A 15,695-nucleotide genomic window follows, 5' to 3' on the forward strand; every position below is an offset into this window, starting at 1 on the left:
GGTTCCGCCCGTACCCTGTGACCATGGACGATGCGTCGATGGTCGGGCTCATGGGGCGGGTCACCGGGACGATCGGGCCCGGACTCGTCGGCGAGGTGATCGTCCGGGTGCGCGGCGGGGCCGAACACTTCCTGGCGCACCCGGCGGACGGCACGGGCCGCATCGAGTCCGGCACGGTGGTGATGGTGGTGGAGCACCTGCCGCCCAGGACGGTCTACGTCACCCGGGCATACGACAGTTGAGCCCGTCCCGGCGCAGGTGAGAGCCGCTCTGTACGCCTTCGGGAACGTAAGCGTCAAGATTGCAACAAGGTTTCGCCGACGTCTTCAACCCTGAACCGGGCAGGCGCAGACTCCCTTCGTTCGGTGCCGAAAGGGCACCATCAAAAGGGGGCGTATGCCGATGGTTGTCGGCGTCGTTGCGGGGGTGGCGGTTGTCGCCGTCCTCGGTCTGATCGGTCTGTTCAAGATGATGTGGCGCGTCGCGGAACCCAACGAGGCACTCGTCATCTCCGGCTCCAACCACCGCACGGAGGGCCTCGAGGCGGGCATGGGATTCCGCATCGTCACGGGGCGCGGGACGATGGTGATGCCCGGGGTGCAGGTGGTGCGCAAGCTGTCGCTCGACCTGAACGAGACCGAACTGCATGTGGACTGCGTGACGCACCAGGGCATCCCGCTCAAGGTGCGGGGCGTGGTCATCTTCAAGGTCGGCGACGACTTCGTGTCGATCGCGAACGCGGCCCGGCGTTTCCTCGACCAGCAGAAGCTGATGTCGGAGCGGGTGCACAACGTCTTCGCCGGTCATCTGCGGTCCATCGTGGGCGGGTTGACGGTCGAGGACATGATCCGCGACCGGGAGAAGCTCACCGGGCAGACCCGTGCCGCCTGCGGTACGGAGATGGAGAAGCTGGGCCTGATCGTGGACTCGCTCCAGATCCACGAGATCGAGGACCCGACCGGCTACATCAAGAACATGGCGATGCCGCACGCGGCGGCCGTGCAGCGGGACGCGCGGATCGCGCAGGCGGAGGCGAACCGTCTCGCCACGGAGGCGGAGCAGGCCTCGTTCGCCCGGATGGCGGAGGCCACCCGGGACAGCGAGATCCTCCAGGCCGGTTACCAGGCGGAGCGCGACAAGGCGGGCGCGAGGGCCCGCCAGGCGGGACCCCTCGCCGACGCCGCGTCCCGGCAGGAGGTCGTCGTCCAGGAGACGCGGGTCGCCGAACTCGAGGCGCAGCGGCGCGAACAGCAGCTCCAGGCGGACGTCCGCAAGCCCGCGGACGCGCAGGCCTACGAGAAGCGCACGCTGGCCGAGGCGGAGCGCGACGCGCGGATCTCGGCGGCGCAGGCCAAGGCGAAGGAGACGGAGCTCGCGGCCGCCGCCGAGGCGACCCGGGTCAAGGCCGCCGCCGGCGCCGAGGCCGAGGCGACCAGGACCCGGGGTGAGGCCACCGCGGCCGCCACCCGGGCCACCGGTGAGGCCGAGGCGGCCTCCGCGCAGGCCAGGGGTCTGGCGGCGGCCGAGGCGGCGAAGGCGCAGGGCCTCGCGGAGGCGGAGGCCATCAAGGCGCGGGCCGCCGCGCTGGCCGAGAACCAGGAGGCGGTCGTCGCCCAGCAACTCGCCGAGAACTGGCCGGAGATCGTGCGGGCGGGCGCGTCCGCCTTCGGCAACGTGGACAACATGGTGCTGCTCAACGGCGCCGACGGTATGGCGGACGTGTTCGCCAAGGCGCTCACCATGGGCGGGACGGGACTCGGTCTGGCCCGTCAGCTGCTCGCCTCGATGAACCAGAACGGGCATGCCCCGAACGGGACTTCGCCGCTCAACGGCGTGGCGAGCCCGGCTGCGCAGCGGGTGCCGGTCGAGGAGAAGTGACCCGCTGACGAACCGGTCACGGGGGCACCCCTTAGGGTGCCCCCGTGACCGCGTTTACCGATGAAGACGTCCCGGGCCGCTCCGGCCCCTCCGCCACCACCGAGGCCGATCCCCGCGAGGTCGGCCGGGTGCGCACCGAGTACTCCCCCGCGCACGACGGCGACCCGGACCCCGGCGAGATCGTGTGGACCTGGGTGCCCTTCGAGGAGAACGACGGCCGGGGCAAGGACCGCCCGGTGCTCGTCGTCGCCCGGGAGGCGGGCGGGACCTTCCTCGCCGTACAGCTGTCGAGCAAGCGGCACGACGGCGACCGTGAGTGGGTACCGATCGGCAGCGGACCCTGGGACCGGACCGGGCGGGACTCGTGGGTGGACGTCGACCGCGTCCTGCGGCTGCACGAGGACGGCATGCGCCGTGAGGCCTGCGCGCTGGACCGGATGCGGTTCAACCTGGTCCGGCACCGCCTGCACGAGCGCTACGGCTGGACCTGACGGCCCTTCTGGTCGAACACCCCCTCGAAAGCGGCCAGCACCACGCTTCCCGGCGTCCGGTCCAGTACCCCGAACACCACATGCTCGAACGTCCGCTCGAACCGCCCCCCGGGGCCGAGCAGCGCCCGGAACGCCCCCGCCACCTGCGCGGGGTCGTTGCGGAACACCCCGCAGCCCCACGCGCCCAGCACCAGGCGCCGGTAGCCGTGCGCGGCGGCCGTCTCCAGGACCCGCCCGGCACGGACCGCCAGCGCGGCCGGCAACTCCGACGCGCGCTCCGGAGCCGTCCGCAGCACCACGCCCGCGTTCGGGGCGGCGGCCGTCAGAAAGCCGGCGCGAAAGGGCTCGTCGAGCAGACGGCCCCGGTCGTCACGGAAGACGGGCACGGCCGGTGAGTGGATGACGCGGTCCGTGTAGAACGGGTCGCGGTGGGCGCGGTGGTGGTCGTAGAACTCCCGGGCCTCGAGCAGGCAGGTGTACAGCGCGGAGGCCCGGCACAACGCCTCCTCCTGCGCCTGGGCCCCGTTGAGGTAGCCGCCCCCGGGGTTGCGGGCGGAGGCGAAGTTCAGCACGGCGACCGGGCCGGCGCCGGCCAGCCGGCGGGCCGCCTCCAGGCTGCTCTCACCGGTGACCTCGACGAACGTGTCTCCGAGGGGCCGTGCCGCCGCGTCCGCGGCCGAGCCCTGCGGCACCTCGACCGGCCCCGGTCCCGTCATCCGCGTCCCCGCCCGGGCGGTCGCGACCGCCGCGGAGAGGGACACCTCACGCCCGTCGGACGCGCGGTAGCGCCCCGCCGCGACGATCTCCTGCGTCTCCCGCGCGATGCCGCGCAGCCGCGCGCTCATGGCGCCACCCCCGTGGACTCCATGGCCGTGCGGCGCGCGGTCTCCCACGCCCCGTCCGTCTCCCCCGTCGTGCTCATACACGCATCGTGAGCGATCCTGGACATCGCGTGCAACAGGGTTTCCCCGGCCGGGAAACGCTCCGCGGACCGGTCGGGAACGCCTGGAAAACAGCTCGAACTCGGTCCGGTATGTACGGTTGTGTACCCTTGTGCGGATCCGTTCGAGGGTTTTGGGTGGGACGAGCGATGCCTGTCCGGCCGCACCGAGGCCGGACCGGTGGCATGGTGGAATCTCAGGAGGATCCCGACATGTCCGACTCAGTCAGCGACTGTACCGACGAGACCCCGTCCCGCGGGGCCCTCACCGAAGCCGAGGTGGAGGCCCTGGTCAGGGGCATCTGTTTCAAGACCGGACCACCCCGCACCGTCGGGGTCGAGGTGGAATGGCTCGTTCACGAGCTGCGTGATCCGCGGCTCCCCGTCACACCCGAACGACTCGAAGCGGCCTACGCCGCACTGCGCACCCTGCCGCTGAGCTCACCGCTCACCGTCGAACCCGGCGGCCAGCTGGAACTGAGCTCGCCGCCCGCCGCCTCCCTGATGGAGTGCGTGGGCACCGTCTCCGCCGATCTGACCGCCGTCCGCGCGGTCCTGGCCGAACAGGGTCTCGCCCTCTCCGGTCACGGCACGGACCCCTGGCGCACACCCCGCCGGTTCCTCCACGAGCCCCGTTACGACGCCATGGAGGCATGCCTCGACCGCACGGGTCCGGCCGGCCGCGCCATGATGTGCACCTCGGCCTCCGTGCAGGTCTGCCTGGACGCCGGGTACGAGGAGCCCGGCCCCCTGGGGCACGGAAGGCGCTGGTTGCTGTCCCACACCCTGGGCGCCGTCCTGGTGGCGGCCTTCGCCAACTCCCCGCTGCTCGACGGCGCCCCCACCGGCTGGCGTTCCACCCGGCAGCTGCTGTGGATGGAGATCGGCGCCGGCCGCGCGGGCGGGCCCCCGCTTGACGGCGATCCGCGCGCGACCTGGGCCCGGCACGTGCTGGACGCGCCGGTGATGTGCGTCCGGCGCGACAGCGGGCCGTGGGAGGTGCCCGACCGGCGCACCTTCCGCCAGTGGATCCGGACGGGAGCACCGACCCGGGAGGACCTCGACTACCACCTCACCACACTGTTCCCGCCGGTCAGACCCCGCGGCCACCTGGAGCTGCGCATGATCGACGCGCAGCCCGGCGACGACGGCTGGATCGTGCCGCTCGCCGTGACGACGGCGCTCTTCGACGATCCCGAGGCCGCCGAGAACGTCTATCGCGCGGTGAAGCCGCTGACCGAGCGGGCCCAGCCGCTGCCGGCCCCGCACAATCCGCTGTGGATCGACGCGGCCCGGTACGGACTGACCGACCCGGAGCTGCACGAGGTCGCCGTCACCTGCTTCACCACGGCTCTGCGGGCGCTGCCCCGCCTCGGCGCCACCGGGGCGGTGACGGACGCCGTGTCGGACTACCTCGAGCGGTACGTCATCCCGGGCCGCACCCCCGCCGACGACCTGCTCGACCGCCTGCGCGGCACGGACACCCGCGCGTACGGGAAGGACCTCCGCACATGACCGACCCCGCCCTGGACACCGGGCAGGCGCTGGACGCCGTTCCCGACCCGGCCGACGGCCCCGGCCCGGACGCGGACACCCTGCGCACCCGGGTGCTGGCCTCCCTCACCACGGCCCGGGAGCGCACCACACTCCTGACCAGCTGCGTCGAGGAGCCCGACCTCACCGCCCAGCACTCCCCCCTGATGTCCCCCCTGGTGTGGGACCTCGCGCACATCGGGAACCAGGAGGAGTTGTGGCTGCTGCGCACGGTGGCCGGCCGTGAGGCCATGCGCCCCGAGATCGACGGCCTGTACGACGCCTTCGAGCACTCGCGTGCCGAACGGCCCTCCCTGCCCCTGCTGCCGCCGGACGAGGCCCGCCGGTACGCGTCGGAGGTGCGCGGCCGCGTGATGGACGTGCTGGAGTCCGCCGACTTCGGCGGCACCCGGCTGACGGAGGCCGGCTTCGCCTTCGGGATGATCGCACAGCACGAACAGCAGCACGACGAGACCATGCTGATCACCCATCAGCTCCGGGCCGGCCCGCAGGCCCTCACCGCGCCCGACCCGGATCCGGTGCCGCTGTTCACCGGCCCGGCCGAGGTCCTCGTGCCCGGTGGCCCGTTCACGATGGGCACCTCCGGTGAGCCCTGGGCGCTGGACAACGAGCGGCCGGCGCACCGGCGTGAGGTGGCCCCCTTCCATATCGACACCACCCCGGTGACGAACGGCGCCTACCAGGCGTTCATCGCGGACGGCGGCTACGACGACGAGCGCTGGTGGACGACCGAGGGCTGGTCGCACGTGCGCCGCAGCAAGATCCACGCGCCGCTGTTCTGGCACCGGGACGGCGGGCAGTGGCTGCGCCGCCGCTTCGGGGTCACCGAGGTCGTACCGCCCGACGAGCCCGTACTGCACGTGTGCTGGTACGAGGCCGACGCCTACGCCCGCTGGGCCGGACGCCGGCTGCCCACCGAGGCGGAGTGGGAGAAGGCGGCCCGCTTCGACCCGGCGACCGGCGGCTCCATGCGCTACCCGTGGGGCGACGCCGACCCCGGCCCCGAACACGCCAACCTGGGCCAGCGCCATCTGCGGCCGGCCCCTGCGGGCAGTTACCCGGCCGGTGCGTCCCCGCTCGGGGTGCGGCAGTTGATCGGCGACGTCTGGGAGTGGACGTCCAGCGACTTCCTTCCCTACCCGGGCTTCCGCATGTTCCCGTACAAGGAGTACTCGGAGGTCTTCTTCGGCCCCGAGTACAAGGTGCTGCGCGGCGGGTCGTTCGCGGTGGACCCGGTGGCCTGCCGGGGCACGTTCCGCAACTGGGACTACCCGATCCGGCGGCAGATCTTCTCCGGGTTCCGCACGGCCCGCTCGGGGGACGTCTGATGTGCCGTCACCTCGCCTACCTGGGTCACGGGGTGCCGCTCGGGCGGCTCCTCGTGGAGCCCGGGCACAGCCTGTACCGGCAGTCGTGGGCGCCCCGGCGGCAGCGGTACGGGACGGTCAACGCCGATGGTTTCGGAGTGGGTTGGTACGCCGAAGGGGATCCGGTTCCGGCCCGCTACCGCCGGGCCGGACCCATCTGGGCGGATCTCTCCTTCGCCGACCTGGCCCGGGTCGTCCGCAGCCGGGCCCTGCTGGCCGCCGTACGGGACGCGACGCTGGCCGGCGCCGACGCGGAGGCCGCGGCGGCGCCGTACGCGGCCGGGACCTGGCTGTTCAGCCACAACGGGGCGGTCGCGGGCTGGCCGGGCTCACTGGAGTCGCTGACCGGTTCGCTGCCCCCGGCGGACCTGCTGTCGATGGAGGCGCGCAACGACTCGGCGTTCGTCTGGGCGCTGGTCCTCGCCCGGCTGCGCGCCGGCGACACGGGGAGCCAGGCACTGGCGGACACGGTGCTCGAGGTCGCCGCGGCGGCTCCCGGCTCGCGCCTCAACCTGCTGCTCACCGACGGGGAGTCCATCACCGCCACCGCCTGGGGCGACACCCTGTGGTACCTGGCGGAGCCCGGCCGGGGCACGGTCGTGGCCTCCGAACCGTACGACGACGATCCGCGCTGGCAGGAGGTCCCCGACCGCACCCTGCTCGCGGCGAGCCGCGCCGACGTCCTGCTCACCCCACTGAAGGAACCGAGCACCGACACGGCATCCGCACCACCCGAGGAGACCAGCACGTGAGCCCGTTCCGCATCACCCGCACCCTCCCCGAGGACGCCACGGACGCCGCGCTGCGCGCCGACGTCCAGCACGGCCTCACCGACACCCCGAAGACGCTGCCGCCGAAGTGGTTCTACGACGCGCACGGTAGTGAACTGTTCGAGCGGATCACCGAACTGCCCGAGTACTACCCGACGCGCGCCGAGCGCGAGATCCTCGAGGACCGGGCCGGCGAGATCGCCGCGGCGGCCCGTGCCCGCACGCTCGTCGAACTCGGCTCGGGCTCCTCGGAGAAGACCCGCTACCTGATCGACGCGCTGACCGGACTGGACACGTATGTGCCCGTCGACGTCAGCGAGAGCGCCCTCACCCAGGCCGGGCGGGCCCTGGTCGCCGAGCGGCCGGGGCTGAACGTGCACGCCCTGATCGCCGACTTCACGGCGTCCCTGGCACTGCCCGACACCCCGGGGCCACGCCTCGTGGCGTTTCTCGGCGGCACGATCGGCAACCTGCTGCCGGCCGAGCGCGCGCTGTTCCTGGCCTCGGTGCGCGCGCTGCTCGCGCCGGGCGACGCGCTGCTGCTGGGCACCGACCTCGTCAAGGACGAGCGGGTGCTGGTGCGGGCGTACGACGACGCGGCCGGCGTGACGGCCGAGTTCAACAAGAACGTGCTGACCGTGGTCAACCGGGAGCTGGGTGCCGACTTCGACCCCGCGGCCTTCGACCACGTCGCCCTCTGGGACGCGGGGAACGAGTGGATCGAGATGCGGCTGCGCTCCCGTACGGCGCAGACCGTGAAGGTTCCCGCGCTCGACCTCGCCGTCGACTTCGCGGCCGGCGAGGAACTGCGCACCGAGGTGTCGGCGAAGTTCCGGGAGGAGGGAGTGCGCACGGAACTGGCGGCCGTCGGAATGAAGTTGAGCCACTGGTGGACGGACGGCGCGGGCCGGTTCGCGCTGTCGCTGAGCACCGCCCGCTGAGCACCGCCCGTCGAGTACCCTCCGCGCCCTGCCCGGGGAGCACCGGGCAGGGCGGCCGAGGCCGTCAGAAGGTCACCGTCAGCGCCTCCGTGATCCGGCGGGCGGCGCGGCGGGCCTCGGTCTCCGGGTCGGCCCCCGTGAGCACCTTCGTCATGTAGTCCTTGATCGGGTTGTCCGCCTCGACGGCCGCCCACTCGGGTGTGCTGGGGGTCGCGCGTCCCTGCGCGGCCCCCGCCGCCATGGCCTCGACCCCCTCCTCACCGGCGACGGACTTCGCCAGCTTCGCCTTGTTCGGTACGTAGTTCATGGTGCGGGCCAGTTCGGTGTCCCACTCCGCGCCGGTCAGCGCGGCGACCACCGCGACGGCACCCTGTCTGACGTCGGTCTTGCGCGGGACGACGAGGTCGGAGCCGCCGGTGAAGACCGCGCCGGGCCTGGCCGCGCTCTTGCCGGGCACCGGGAAGAAGCCCAGCTCGCCGTCCAGGGCGGGATTCTGCTGCACGACCGCCCGGGCCAGTCCGGGCACGGCGACGATCTGCGCCACCTTGCCCCCGGCGAACACCCCTGCCTGGGGCGGGTGTTCCTCGTCCGCCGCCACGGGGCCGCCGCCGAGCGCCTGGAGCCGCCGGTAGAAGTCCATGCCGCGCAGGGCGGCCCGGGTGTCGAGGGCCCCCTCCCAGCGGCCGCCGTCCTCGGTGGCGAGGTCGCCGCCCTCGTCCCAGATGAACCCGGCGAGCGTGTACCAGTCCTGCCCGGCCAGATAGATGCCCTGGTTCCCGTCCGAGTTCAGCTTCTCGGTGGCGGCCAGCCACTCGGCGCGGGTGCGGGGCGGAGCGGTGATGCCGGCCTGCTCGAAGAGGTCCTTGCGGTAGATGACCACCCGGTTGGCGGCGTACCAGGGGATGCCGTACTGGTGGAAGCGCTGCTGTCCCGGTTCGGCGAGGCCGGGCAGCCAGTCGTCCCGGCCCCATCTCGCGGCGGACTCCAGGGTCAGGTCGAGCAGTCCGTGCCCGTCGACGTACTGCGGGACCTGGGTGTTGCCCACCTCGATGACGTCCGGCCCCTTCTCGTCGTCGGCCTCCAGCGCGGCCTGCACCTTGCCGCCGATCCCGGTCCACTCCTGGATACGGATGTCGAGGTCGAGATCCGGGTGGTCGTGTTCGAAGTCCTCGGTGAACCGGTCCAGGAACTCCTGTGACGCGCTGTCCTTCATCAGCCACACCGTGACCGTCCGGCGGTCGGGTCCCCCCGTCCCCGGCAGCACGCCACAGGCGGTCAGGAGGCAGGCGGACACACAGAGAAGGGCGAGGAGGCGACGTCGCACGGGGGTCCTGTTCTGCCCGGCGGACAGGGCGAGAGGCCCGACGTGGGGGACGAGCGCGGCGCTCGTACGGGTGTCCCGGATTTTGGTATGGACCAATGCGGGGGGTCAAGAGGGACCGGGCGGAAGGGGTCCGTCCGGTCCGACGCCTCGCGCTCCGCCGCAGCTTGGGGCACGGTGGAGTGACGCGTGACACACGTGACGAGGCCGTCACGGTCGAGAGGAGCACCCTGATGTCGAAGCACACCTACCGGGTCACGGAGATCGTCGGCACCTCGCCGGACGGCGTCGACGACGCCATCCGCAACGGCATCACCCGCGCGGCGCAGACCCTGCGCAACCTGGACTGGTTCGAGGTGACCCAGGTGCGCGGCCAGATCGAGAACGGCGACATCGCACACTGGCAGGTGGGCCTGAAGGTCGGCTTCCGCCTGGACGAGTCGGCCTGACGGCCCGGCACCCCCTTCACGAAGGGCCGCACCGTCCCGCACGGGCCGCACCGTCCCGCACGGGCCGCACCGTCGCGCACGAGCCGCACCATCGCGCACGACGCGCCTTCCCGTACGGGCCGCGCCGCCCCACACGGCCGCGCCACCCCACCCGGCCGCACCTCGGGCACGGGCGCCCCTCAGGTGCGCCCCTCAGGTGCGCCCCTCACCCTCCTGCGCCTGCTTCAGAGCGCCCGAAGGGGCCGTCCAGCGCGCCAGGACGACGGTGAAACCGGCCTGCCGGGCGTCGGCGCACACCAGTTCGTCGTCGTCCACCAGGACGCTCACCTCCCGGTTGCGGGCCAGTCGGCGGAGCACCTCCAGCTTGGTGCGCCGCGCGGGCCTGCGGTCGTCGTTGCGCCGCATGTGGACGCGACCCTCCGGCAGCCCCTGCGCGGCGAGCCACTCCAGCGTGTCGCGTCGGCATCGCTCGGGCCGGCCGGTGAGGTAGACGACCTCGCACTCCTCGGCGCGGGCCAGCACCATCGCGACGCCCTCCGGGATCGGCGGGTCCTGCGGCGCGGCGGCGAAGAACGCGTCCCAGTCGCGCGGGCTGCGCTCCAGGAAGCGCTGCCGGTGGGCCGTGTCGGCGAGGGTGTTGTCCAGGTCGAAGACGGCGACGGGTCGCCTGCTGCTGTCGGTCACGCCGTCCACCCTAGACAGCCGGCACCAGGGCCCCAGCAGGCCTGCCCGGTTCGGCCTGCCCCGGCCGACGGCCCTGGCCGACGGTCCCGGCCGACACAATTGCTAATGGGATCCATTTTCATATAGCTTCCTCGCAGCTCACCCGAGCCCACCGAGGAGGTTTCCCATGGCCGTTCCCAAGCGGAAGATGTCCCGCAGCAACACCCGGCACCGCCGCGCCCGGTGGAAGGCGAGCACGGCGCAGCTGGTACCGGTCACCGTCGACGGCGTCCGCCGTCTCGTACCCCAGCACCTGGTGGCGGCGTACCGGCGCGGACTGCTGCGCCCCGAGGACTGACCCGCGCCGGCAGCCCGGACGGTCCCGCACGGACCATCACGCCGTGCGGGGAATCCAGCGGGCCGCACGGTGTTGAACCCCGTATGAGCTCCGTGATCGCCTCGGCCCGCTTCTCCGTCCTCGACCGCTCGCGCACGCGCGAGGGTCACACCGGCGCCGAGGCGCTCCGGGACACCGTGCGGCTGGCGCGGGAGGCGGAGGCGCTGGGCTACCACCGGTTCTGGGTCTCGGAGCACCACGGCGTGCCCGGGGTCGCCGGGTCCGCGCCCACGGTGCTGGCCGCGGCCGTGGCCGCCGCGACGGACCGGATCCGGGTCGGCACCGGCGGGGTGATGCTGCCCAACCACCGGCCCCTGGTCGTGGCCGAGCAGTTCGGTGTCCTGGAGTCCCTGTTCCCGGGCCGCGTCGACATGGGCCTGGGACGGTCGGTGGGCTTCACCGACGGGGTGCGCAGGGCGCTGGGCCGGGACAAGGACGACGCCGACGACTTCGCGGGACAGCTCCGGGAACTGCTCGGCTGGTTCCTCGGCGACTCGCCCACGGGCGTGCACGCACGGCCCTCGGAAGGGCTGACCGTGCCACCGTTCGTACTGGCCATGGGCGAGGGCGCGGAGATCGCCGCGCGCGCGGGGCTGCCGATGGTCATCGGCGACCTCCGCGACCGCGAGAGGATGCGGCGCGGCGTCGACCGCTACCGCTCCCTCTTCCGGCCCTCCCCCTGGGCGTCGGAGCCCTACGTGGTCGTCTCCGGCACGATCGCGGTGGCACGGACGCCCGAGGAGGCACGACGGCTGCTGATCCCCGAGGCCTGGTCGATGGCGTACTCCCGCACCCACGGCACCTTCCCGCCCCTGCCACCGGCCGAGGAGGCCGAACCGCGCGCGATGACCGCGAAGGAGCGCGGCTTCTACGAGTCCGGGCTCACCGGTCATCTCGCGGGCACCGAGGAGCAGGTGGCCGACGGGCTGGAGACGGTGCTCAAGGAGACGGGGGCGCAGGAGGTCCTGGTCACCACCAGCACCTACGACCGGGCCGCGCTGCTGGACTCCTACCGGCGGCTCGCCGGGATCGTGCACGCGGAGCGGAGCGGCGGCTGACCGCCGGCCCCGGGCGGCCCACCGGGCGTCGCCCGCCGCGCACGCATAGGATTGCGGGGTTTGTCCCGCACCGCGCCGGCCGCACGGCCGGAGACCCGTACGGAGTCCCCCCATGCCGAGCCCACCCGAGCCGCACGACGGCGAGCCGTCCACGAAGGACGGGTACATCCGGGTCCGGGGCGCCCGCGAGCACAACCTCCGGGGCGTGGACGTCGACGTCCCCCGCGACGTGGTGGCCGTGTTCACGGGGGTGTCCGGCTCCGGGAAGTCGTCGCTGGCGTTCGGGACGATCTACGCGGAGGCCCAGCGCCGTTACTTCGAGTCGGTGGCGCCGTACGCGCGGCGGCTGATCCACCAGGTCGGCGCGCCGAAGGTCGGCGAGATCACCGGACTGCCCCCGGCGGTCTCGCTCCAGCAGCGCCGCTCGACGCCCACCTCGCGCTCGTCGGTGGGCACGGTCACGAACCTGTCGAACTCGCTGCGGATGCTCTTCTCCCGGGCTGGCGACTACCCGCCGGGCGCGGAGCGCCTCGACTCGGACGCCTTCTCCCCCAACACGGCGGCCGGAGCCTGCCCCGAGTGCCACGGCCTCGGCGAGGTCCACCGCACCACCGAGGAGTCGCTGGTACCGGACCCGTCGCTGTCCGTCCGCGAGGGCGCGATCGCCGCCTGGCCGGGCGCCTGGCAGGGCAAGAACCTGCGGGACATCCTCGACGCGCTCGGCCACGACGTCGACGTACCGTGGCGCGAACTGCCCGCCGAGCAGCGGGAGTGGATCCTGTTCACGGACGAGCAGCCGGTGGTGACGGTCCACCCGGTGCGGGACGCGAACCGCATCCAACGCCCCTACCAGGGCACCTATATGAGCGCCCACCGCTATGTGATGAAGACCTTCGCGGACTCCCGGAGCCAGACCCTGCGGGCCAGGGCGGAACGCTTCCTGACGGCCGCACCCTGCCCGGCGTGCGCCGGCGGCCGGCTGCGGCCGGAGTCGCTCGCCGTGACCTTCGCGGGCCGGACGATCGCGGAACTGGCCGCGCTGCCGCTGGCGGAACTGGCCCGGCTCCTCGAAGGGACGTCCGAGACGGCCCGGGTCCTCACCGACGACCTCAGGACCCGCATCGCTCCCGTCCTCGAACTCGGGCTCGGCTACCTCGGTCTGGACCGCGCCACCCCCACCCTGTCGGCGGGCGAGCTGCAGCGCCTGCGGATCGCGACCCAGCTGCGCTCCGGGCTGTTCGGCGTGGTGTACGTGCTCGACGAGCCGTCGGCGGGACTGCACCCGGCGGACACGGAGGCCCTGCTCACCGTGCTGGAACGGCTGAAGGCGGCGGGCAACTCGGTGTTCGTGGTGGAACACCGGCTGGACGTGATGCGCGCCGCCGACTGGCTGGTGGACGTGGGCCCGCGGGCCGGTGAGCACGGGGGGCGGGTGCTGCACAGCGGTCCGGTGGCCGCCCTGGCGTCGGTCGAGGAGTCGGCGACGGCACGCTTCCTGTTCGACCGCTCAGCGGCACCCGTACGTGAAGTCCGCTCCGCCCGGGGCCGGTTGACGGTCGGCCCGGTGACCCGGCACAACCTGCGCGGGGTGACCGCGGAGTTCGGGCTCGGCGTCTTCACGGCGGTGACCGGCGTCTCGGGCTCGGGAAAGTCGACGCTCGTCGGCGAGATCACGGAGGACCTGCCGGGCGTGGGCCGGCTGGTCGCGGTCGACCAGAAGCCGATCGGCCGCACCCCGCGCTCCAACCTGGCGACGTACACGGGCCTGTTCGACGTGGTCCGCAAGGTCTTCGCGGCGACGGACGCGGCACGGGCCAGGAGGTACGGCGTCGGCCGGTTCTCCTTCAACGTGGCGGGAGGGCGCTGCGAGACCTGTCAGGGCGAGGGTTTCGTGAGCGTCGAACTGCTCTTCCTGCCCAGCACGTACGCTCCCTGTCCGGACTGCGGCGGCGACCGCTACAACCCCGGAACACTCGAAGTGACCTACCGTGAACGGAACATCGCGCAGGTGCTGGACCTGACGGTGGAGTCGGCGGCTGACTTCTTCGCCGACGTCCCGGCCGTCGCGCGCAGTCTGGCCACCCTCCTCGACGTGGGCCTCGGCTATCTGCGCCTCGGCCAGCCCGCGACGGAACTCTCCGGCGGCGAGGCCCAGCGCATCAAGCTGGCGGCCGAGTTGCAGCGGGGCCGCCGCGGCCACACGCTCTACCTCCTCGACGAACCGACGGCCGGTCTCCACCCGGCCGACGTCGAGGTCCTCATGCGGCAGCTGCACGGCCTGGTCGACGCCGGGCACACCGTGATCGTCGTCGAGCACGACATGGCCGTGGTGGCGGGCGCCGACCGGGTGATCGACCTCGGGCCCGGCGGCGGCGACGCGGGCGGACGGATCGTGGCGACGGGGACGCCGCAGGAGGTGGCGGCGGCCGAGGAGAGCGCGACGGCGCCGTATCTGCGCCGGGTGCTGGGCACGCTCCGCTAGCGTCGCTGGTCCCGCCAGGACCGGTGGTGGTCCACCAGGGTCTCCTCGATCGGACGGTAGGTGAGGCCGAGTTCCTCGGTGCTTCTGCGGTTGTCGACACGGAAGCGGATGCCGAGGTGGCCCCGGATGTACTCCTGGGAGAGGCCGAAGGCGGGGCCGAGGATCCGCACCGGCCAGTGCGGGAGGGCGGTCCTGGGCAGGCGCCGGTTTCGCGGGTGGTGCTTCCGCAGGACCTTCGACATCTGGTGGAAGGAGGTCATCTCCTGCGCCGCGACGATGTACCGGCCGTGCGCCTCGGGGTGCTCGGCCGCCGCTATGTGGGCCGCGGCGACATCGCGGACGTCGGCCGTGGTGAAGCTGAAGTCCGGGGCCCCGTAGAAGAAGTAGCCCTTGAAGAGCTCGTCCAGGAGGAACAGGCTGCCCGAGTCCGAGCCGGGGGTGAGGGAAGGGCCCAGAACGAGGCCGGGGTTGACGGAGACCATGCGCCAGCGGCTCTGGACGGCCTCCGCCTCCCAGGCGGCCCGCTCGGCCACCGTCTTGGCGTAGTGGTACGGGTTGTTCTCCACGGTGCTGGTGGTGTTGAAGTACTTCTCCGACAGGGTCCGGTCGTCCATCTCCCGTACGTCGGCGTAGTCGCCGAAGATCGCCCCCACCGTGGACGTGAGGACCAGGCGCTCGACGGTCTCGGTGCGCTCGATCGACGCCACGACGTTGCGCGTGCCCGCCAGGGCCGGTTCCACCACGTCCCGCCGTCCGTCCTTGATCTGCTCCGGCATCAGGAACGGCGAGGCCACGTGGAAGACCACCGTGCAGCCCTTCATGGCCTCGTCGAAGGAGCCCGCCGCCAGCAGGTCCGCCTCGAAGAGGTGGAGGCGGCCGGGATGGGCGTCCCCCAGGGCGCGCAGCGGCCGGCGCTTGGCCTCGTTCGCCGTGGCGCGCACGGTGGTGTGGACGTGGTAGCCGCGTTCCAGGAGCTGCTGTACGAGATGGGCGGCCACGAAGCCGCTGCCTCCCGTCACGAGTACCGTCCGGCCGGCCGGGCTTCCGCTCACGCGCGCTCCCCTCAGAGGTCGGGATGCGCCATGATCGCATCAAGGTCGGCCGACGGCCCCCGACTTGAACGGAATTTCGCCCGACGGCCGGCCCCACCGACCCCGCTCGGCGAACCGGCCGACTCGCCGGGCTCGGGGGACCGGGCGGACCCGCCGGGGTCGCCGGGGTCGCCGGACCCGGCAGACTCGGGGGACTCTCCGGGCTCGGCGAACTCGGGGGACTCGGCGAACCCGCTGGCCCCGGCGGCTCGGCGGACTCGGCGGACCCGCTGGCCTCGGCGGCTCGGCGGACCCGGCGAACCCGGCGGACCCGGCGAACCCGCTGGGCCCGG

General features: G+C 72.9%; 15 protein-coding genes. 11 read left to right on the plus strand and 4 right to left on the minus strand.

Annotation, left to right across the window (positions count from 1 at the left end):
* Positions 1-23: 23 nt before the first annotated feature.
* The 3 genes from ASD48_RS26015 (at position 24) to ASD48_RS26025 (ending at position 2,369) form a co-directional block, all read left to right on the plus strand.
* On the plus strand, positions 24-242 hold the full coding sequence (locus ASD48_RS26015) for a hypothetical protein (RefSeq protein WP_020127564.1): 219 nt from the start codon (positions 24-26) through the stop codon (positions 240-242).
* Between the two features lie 154 nt (positions 243-396).
* Positions 397-1,878 carry a flotillin family protein gene (locus tag ASD48_RS26020; protein WP_057604130.1) on the plus strand — a complete coding sequence of 494 codons (1,482 nt, stop codon included), beginning with the start codon at positions 397-399 and terminating at the stop codon, positions 1,876-1,878.
* A 44-nt stretch (positions 1,879-1,922) separates the two neighbouring features.
* Positions 1,923-2,369 carry a type II toxin-antitoxin system PemK/MazF family toxin gene (locus ASD48_RS26025; RefSeq protein WP_057604131.1) on the plus strand — a complete coding sequence of 149 codons (447 nt, stop codon included), beginning with the start codon at positions 1,923-1,925 and terminating at the stop codon, positions 2,367-2,369.
* Here ASD48_RS26025 and ASD48_RS26030 read toward each other — a convergent pair.
* Complete coding sequence (locus tag ASD48_RS26030) at positions 2,354-3,214, minus strand: TIGR02452 family protein (RefSeq protein ID WP_057604132.1); 861 nt, start codon at positions 3,212-3,214, stop codon at positions 2,354-2,356. The two genes, ASD48_RS26025 and ASD48_RS26030, sit on opposite strands and share 16 nt — an antisense overlap.
* A 308-nt stretch (positions 3,215-3,522) precedes the next feature.
* On the opposite strand from ASD48_RS26030, the gene egtA reads away from it, so the two are divergent.
* The 4 genes from egtA to egtD are packed head-to-tail and all read left to right on the plus strand — an operon-like array spanning position 3,523 to position 7,941.
* The gene (gene egtA, locus ASD48_RS26035; RefSeq protein WP_057604133.1) at positions 3,523-4,824 is read left to right on the plus strand and encodes an ergothioneine biosynthesis glutamate--cysteine ligase EgtA; all 1,302 of its coding nucleotides are present in this window, start codon (positions 3,523-3,525) and stop codon (positions 4,822-4,824) included.
* The gene (gene egtB, locus ASD48_RS26040; RefSeq protein ID WP_057604134.1) at positions 4,821-6,191 is read left to right on the plus strand and encodes an ergothioneine biosynthesis protein EgtB; all 1,371 of its coding nucleotides are present in this window, start codon (positions 4,821-4,823) and stop codon (positions 6,189-6,191) included. Before egtA ends, egtB begins: the two co-directional genes overlap by 4 nt.
* Positions 6,191-6,982: an ergothioneine biosynthesis protein EgtC gene (gene egtC, locus ASD48_RS26045; RefSeq protein ID WP_057604135.1), complete on the plus strand. Its 792-nt coding sequence runs from the start codon at positions 6,191-6,193 to the stop codon at positions 6,980-6,982. Before egtB ends, egtC begins: the two co-directional genes overlap by 1 nt.
* Positions 6,979-7,941 carry an L-histidine N(alpha)-methyltransferase gene (gene egtD / locus ASD48_RS26050; protein WP_057604136.1) on the plus strand — a complete coding sequence of 321 codons (963 nt, stop codon included), beginning with the start codon at positions 6,979-6,981 and terminating at the stop codon, positions 7,939-7,941. Before egtC ends, egtD begins: the two co-directional genes overlap by 4 nt.
* A 64-nt stretch (positions 7,942-8,005) precedes the next feature.
* Here the strand turns inward: egtD and ASD48_RS26055 are convergent, their stop codons facing one another.
* Positions 8,006-9,265, minus strand: a complete 1,260-nt coding sequence (locus tag ASD48_RS26055; protein WP_057604137.1) for an extracellular solute-binding protein — start codon at positions 9,263-9,265, stop codon at positions 8,006-8,008.
* Positions 9,266-9,495: 230 nt separating this feature from the next.
* Here ASD48_RS26055 and ASD48_RS26060 point away from each other — a divergent pair, with 230 nt between their 5' ends.
* Complete coding sequence (locus ASD48_RS26060; protein ID WP_057604359.1) at positions 9,496-9,711, plus strand: dodecin; 216 nt, start codon at positions 9,496-9,498, stop codon at positions 9,709-9,711.
* A gap of 192 nt (positions 9,712-9,903) precedes the next feature.
* On the opposite strand, the gene ASD48_RS26065 is transcribed toward ASD48_RS26060, so the two are convergent.
* Positions 9,904-10,395, minus strand: a complete 492-nt coding sequence (locus ASD48_RS26065) for a hypothetical protein (RefSeq protein ID WP_057604360.1) — start codon at positions 10,393-10,395, stop codon at positions 9,904-9,906.
* A 166-nt stretch (positions 10,396-10,561) separates the two neighbouring features.
* On the opposite strand from ASD48_RS26065, the gene rpmF reads away from it, so the two are divergent.
* The 3 genes from rpmF to ASD48_RS26080 all read left to right on the plus strand — a co-directional run bounded on the left by rpmF (position 10,562) and on the right by ASD48_RS26080 (position 14,311).
* Complete coding sequence (rpmF, locus tag ASD48_RS26070; protein ID WP_057604138.1) at positions 10,562-10,732, plus strand: 50S ribosomal protein L32; 171 nt, start codon at positions 10,562-10,564, stop codon at positions 10,730-10,732.
* 83 nt (positions 10,733-10,815) lie between these two features.
* Positions 10,816-11,829: an LLM class flavin-dependent oxidoreductase gene (locus ASD48_RS26075; RefSeq protein ID WP_057604139.1), complete on the plus strand. Its 1,014-nt coding sequence runs from the start codon at positions 10,816-10,818 to the stop codon at positions 11,827-11,829.
* Positions 11,830-11,941: 112 nt separating this feature from the next.
* Positions 11,942-14,311, plus strand: coding sequence for an excinuclease ABC subunit UvrA (locus tag ASD48_RS26080; RefSeq protein WP_057604140.1), 2,370 nt, complete (start codon positions 11,942-11,944; stop codon positions 14,309-14,311).
* On the opposite strand, the gene ASD48_RS26085 is transcribed toward ASD48_RS26080, so the two are convergent.
* Positions 14,308-15,363, minus strand: a complete 1,056-nt coding sequence (locus tag ASD48_RS26085) for an NAD-dependent epimerase/dehydratase family protein (RefSeq protein ID WP_057604141.1) — start codon at positions 15,361-15,363, stop codon at positions 14,308-14,310. The genes ASD48_RS26080 and ASD48_RS26085 overlap by 4 nt on opposite strands.
* Positions 15,364-15,695 lie beyond the last annotated feature (332 nt).

The sequence above is a fragment of the Streptomyces sp. Root1310 genome, from assembly GCF_001426425.1.
Taxonomy (GTDB): Bacteria; Actinomycetota; Actinomycetes; order Streptomycetales; family Streptomycetaceae; genus Streptomyces.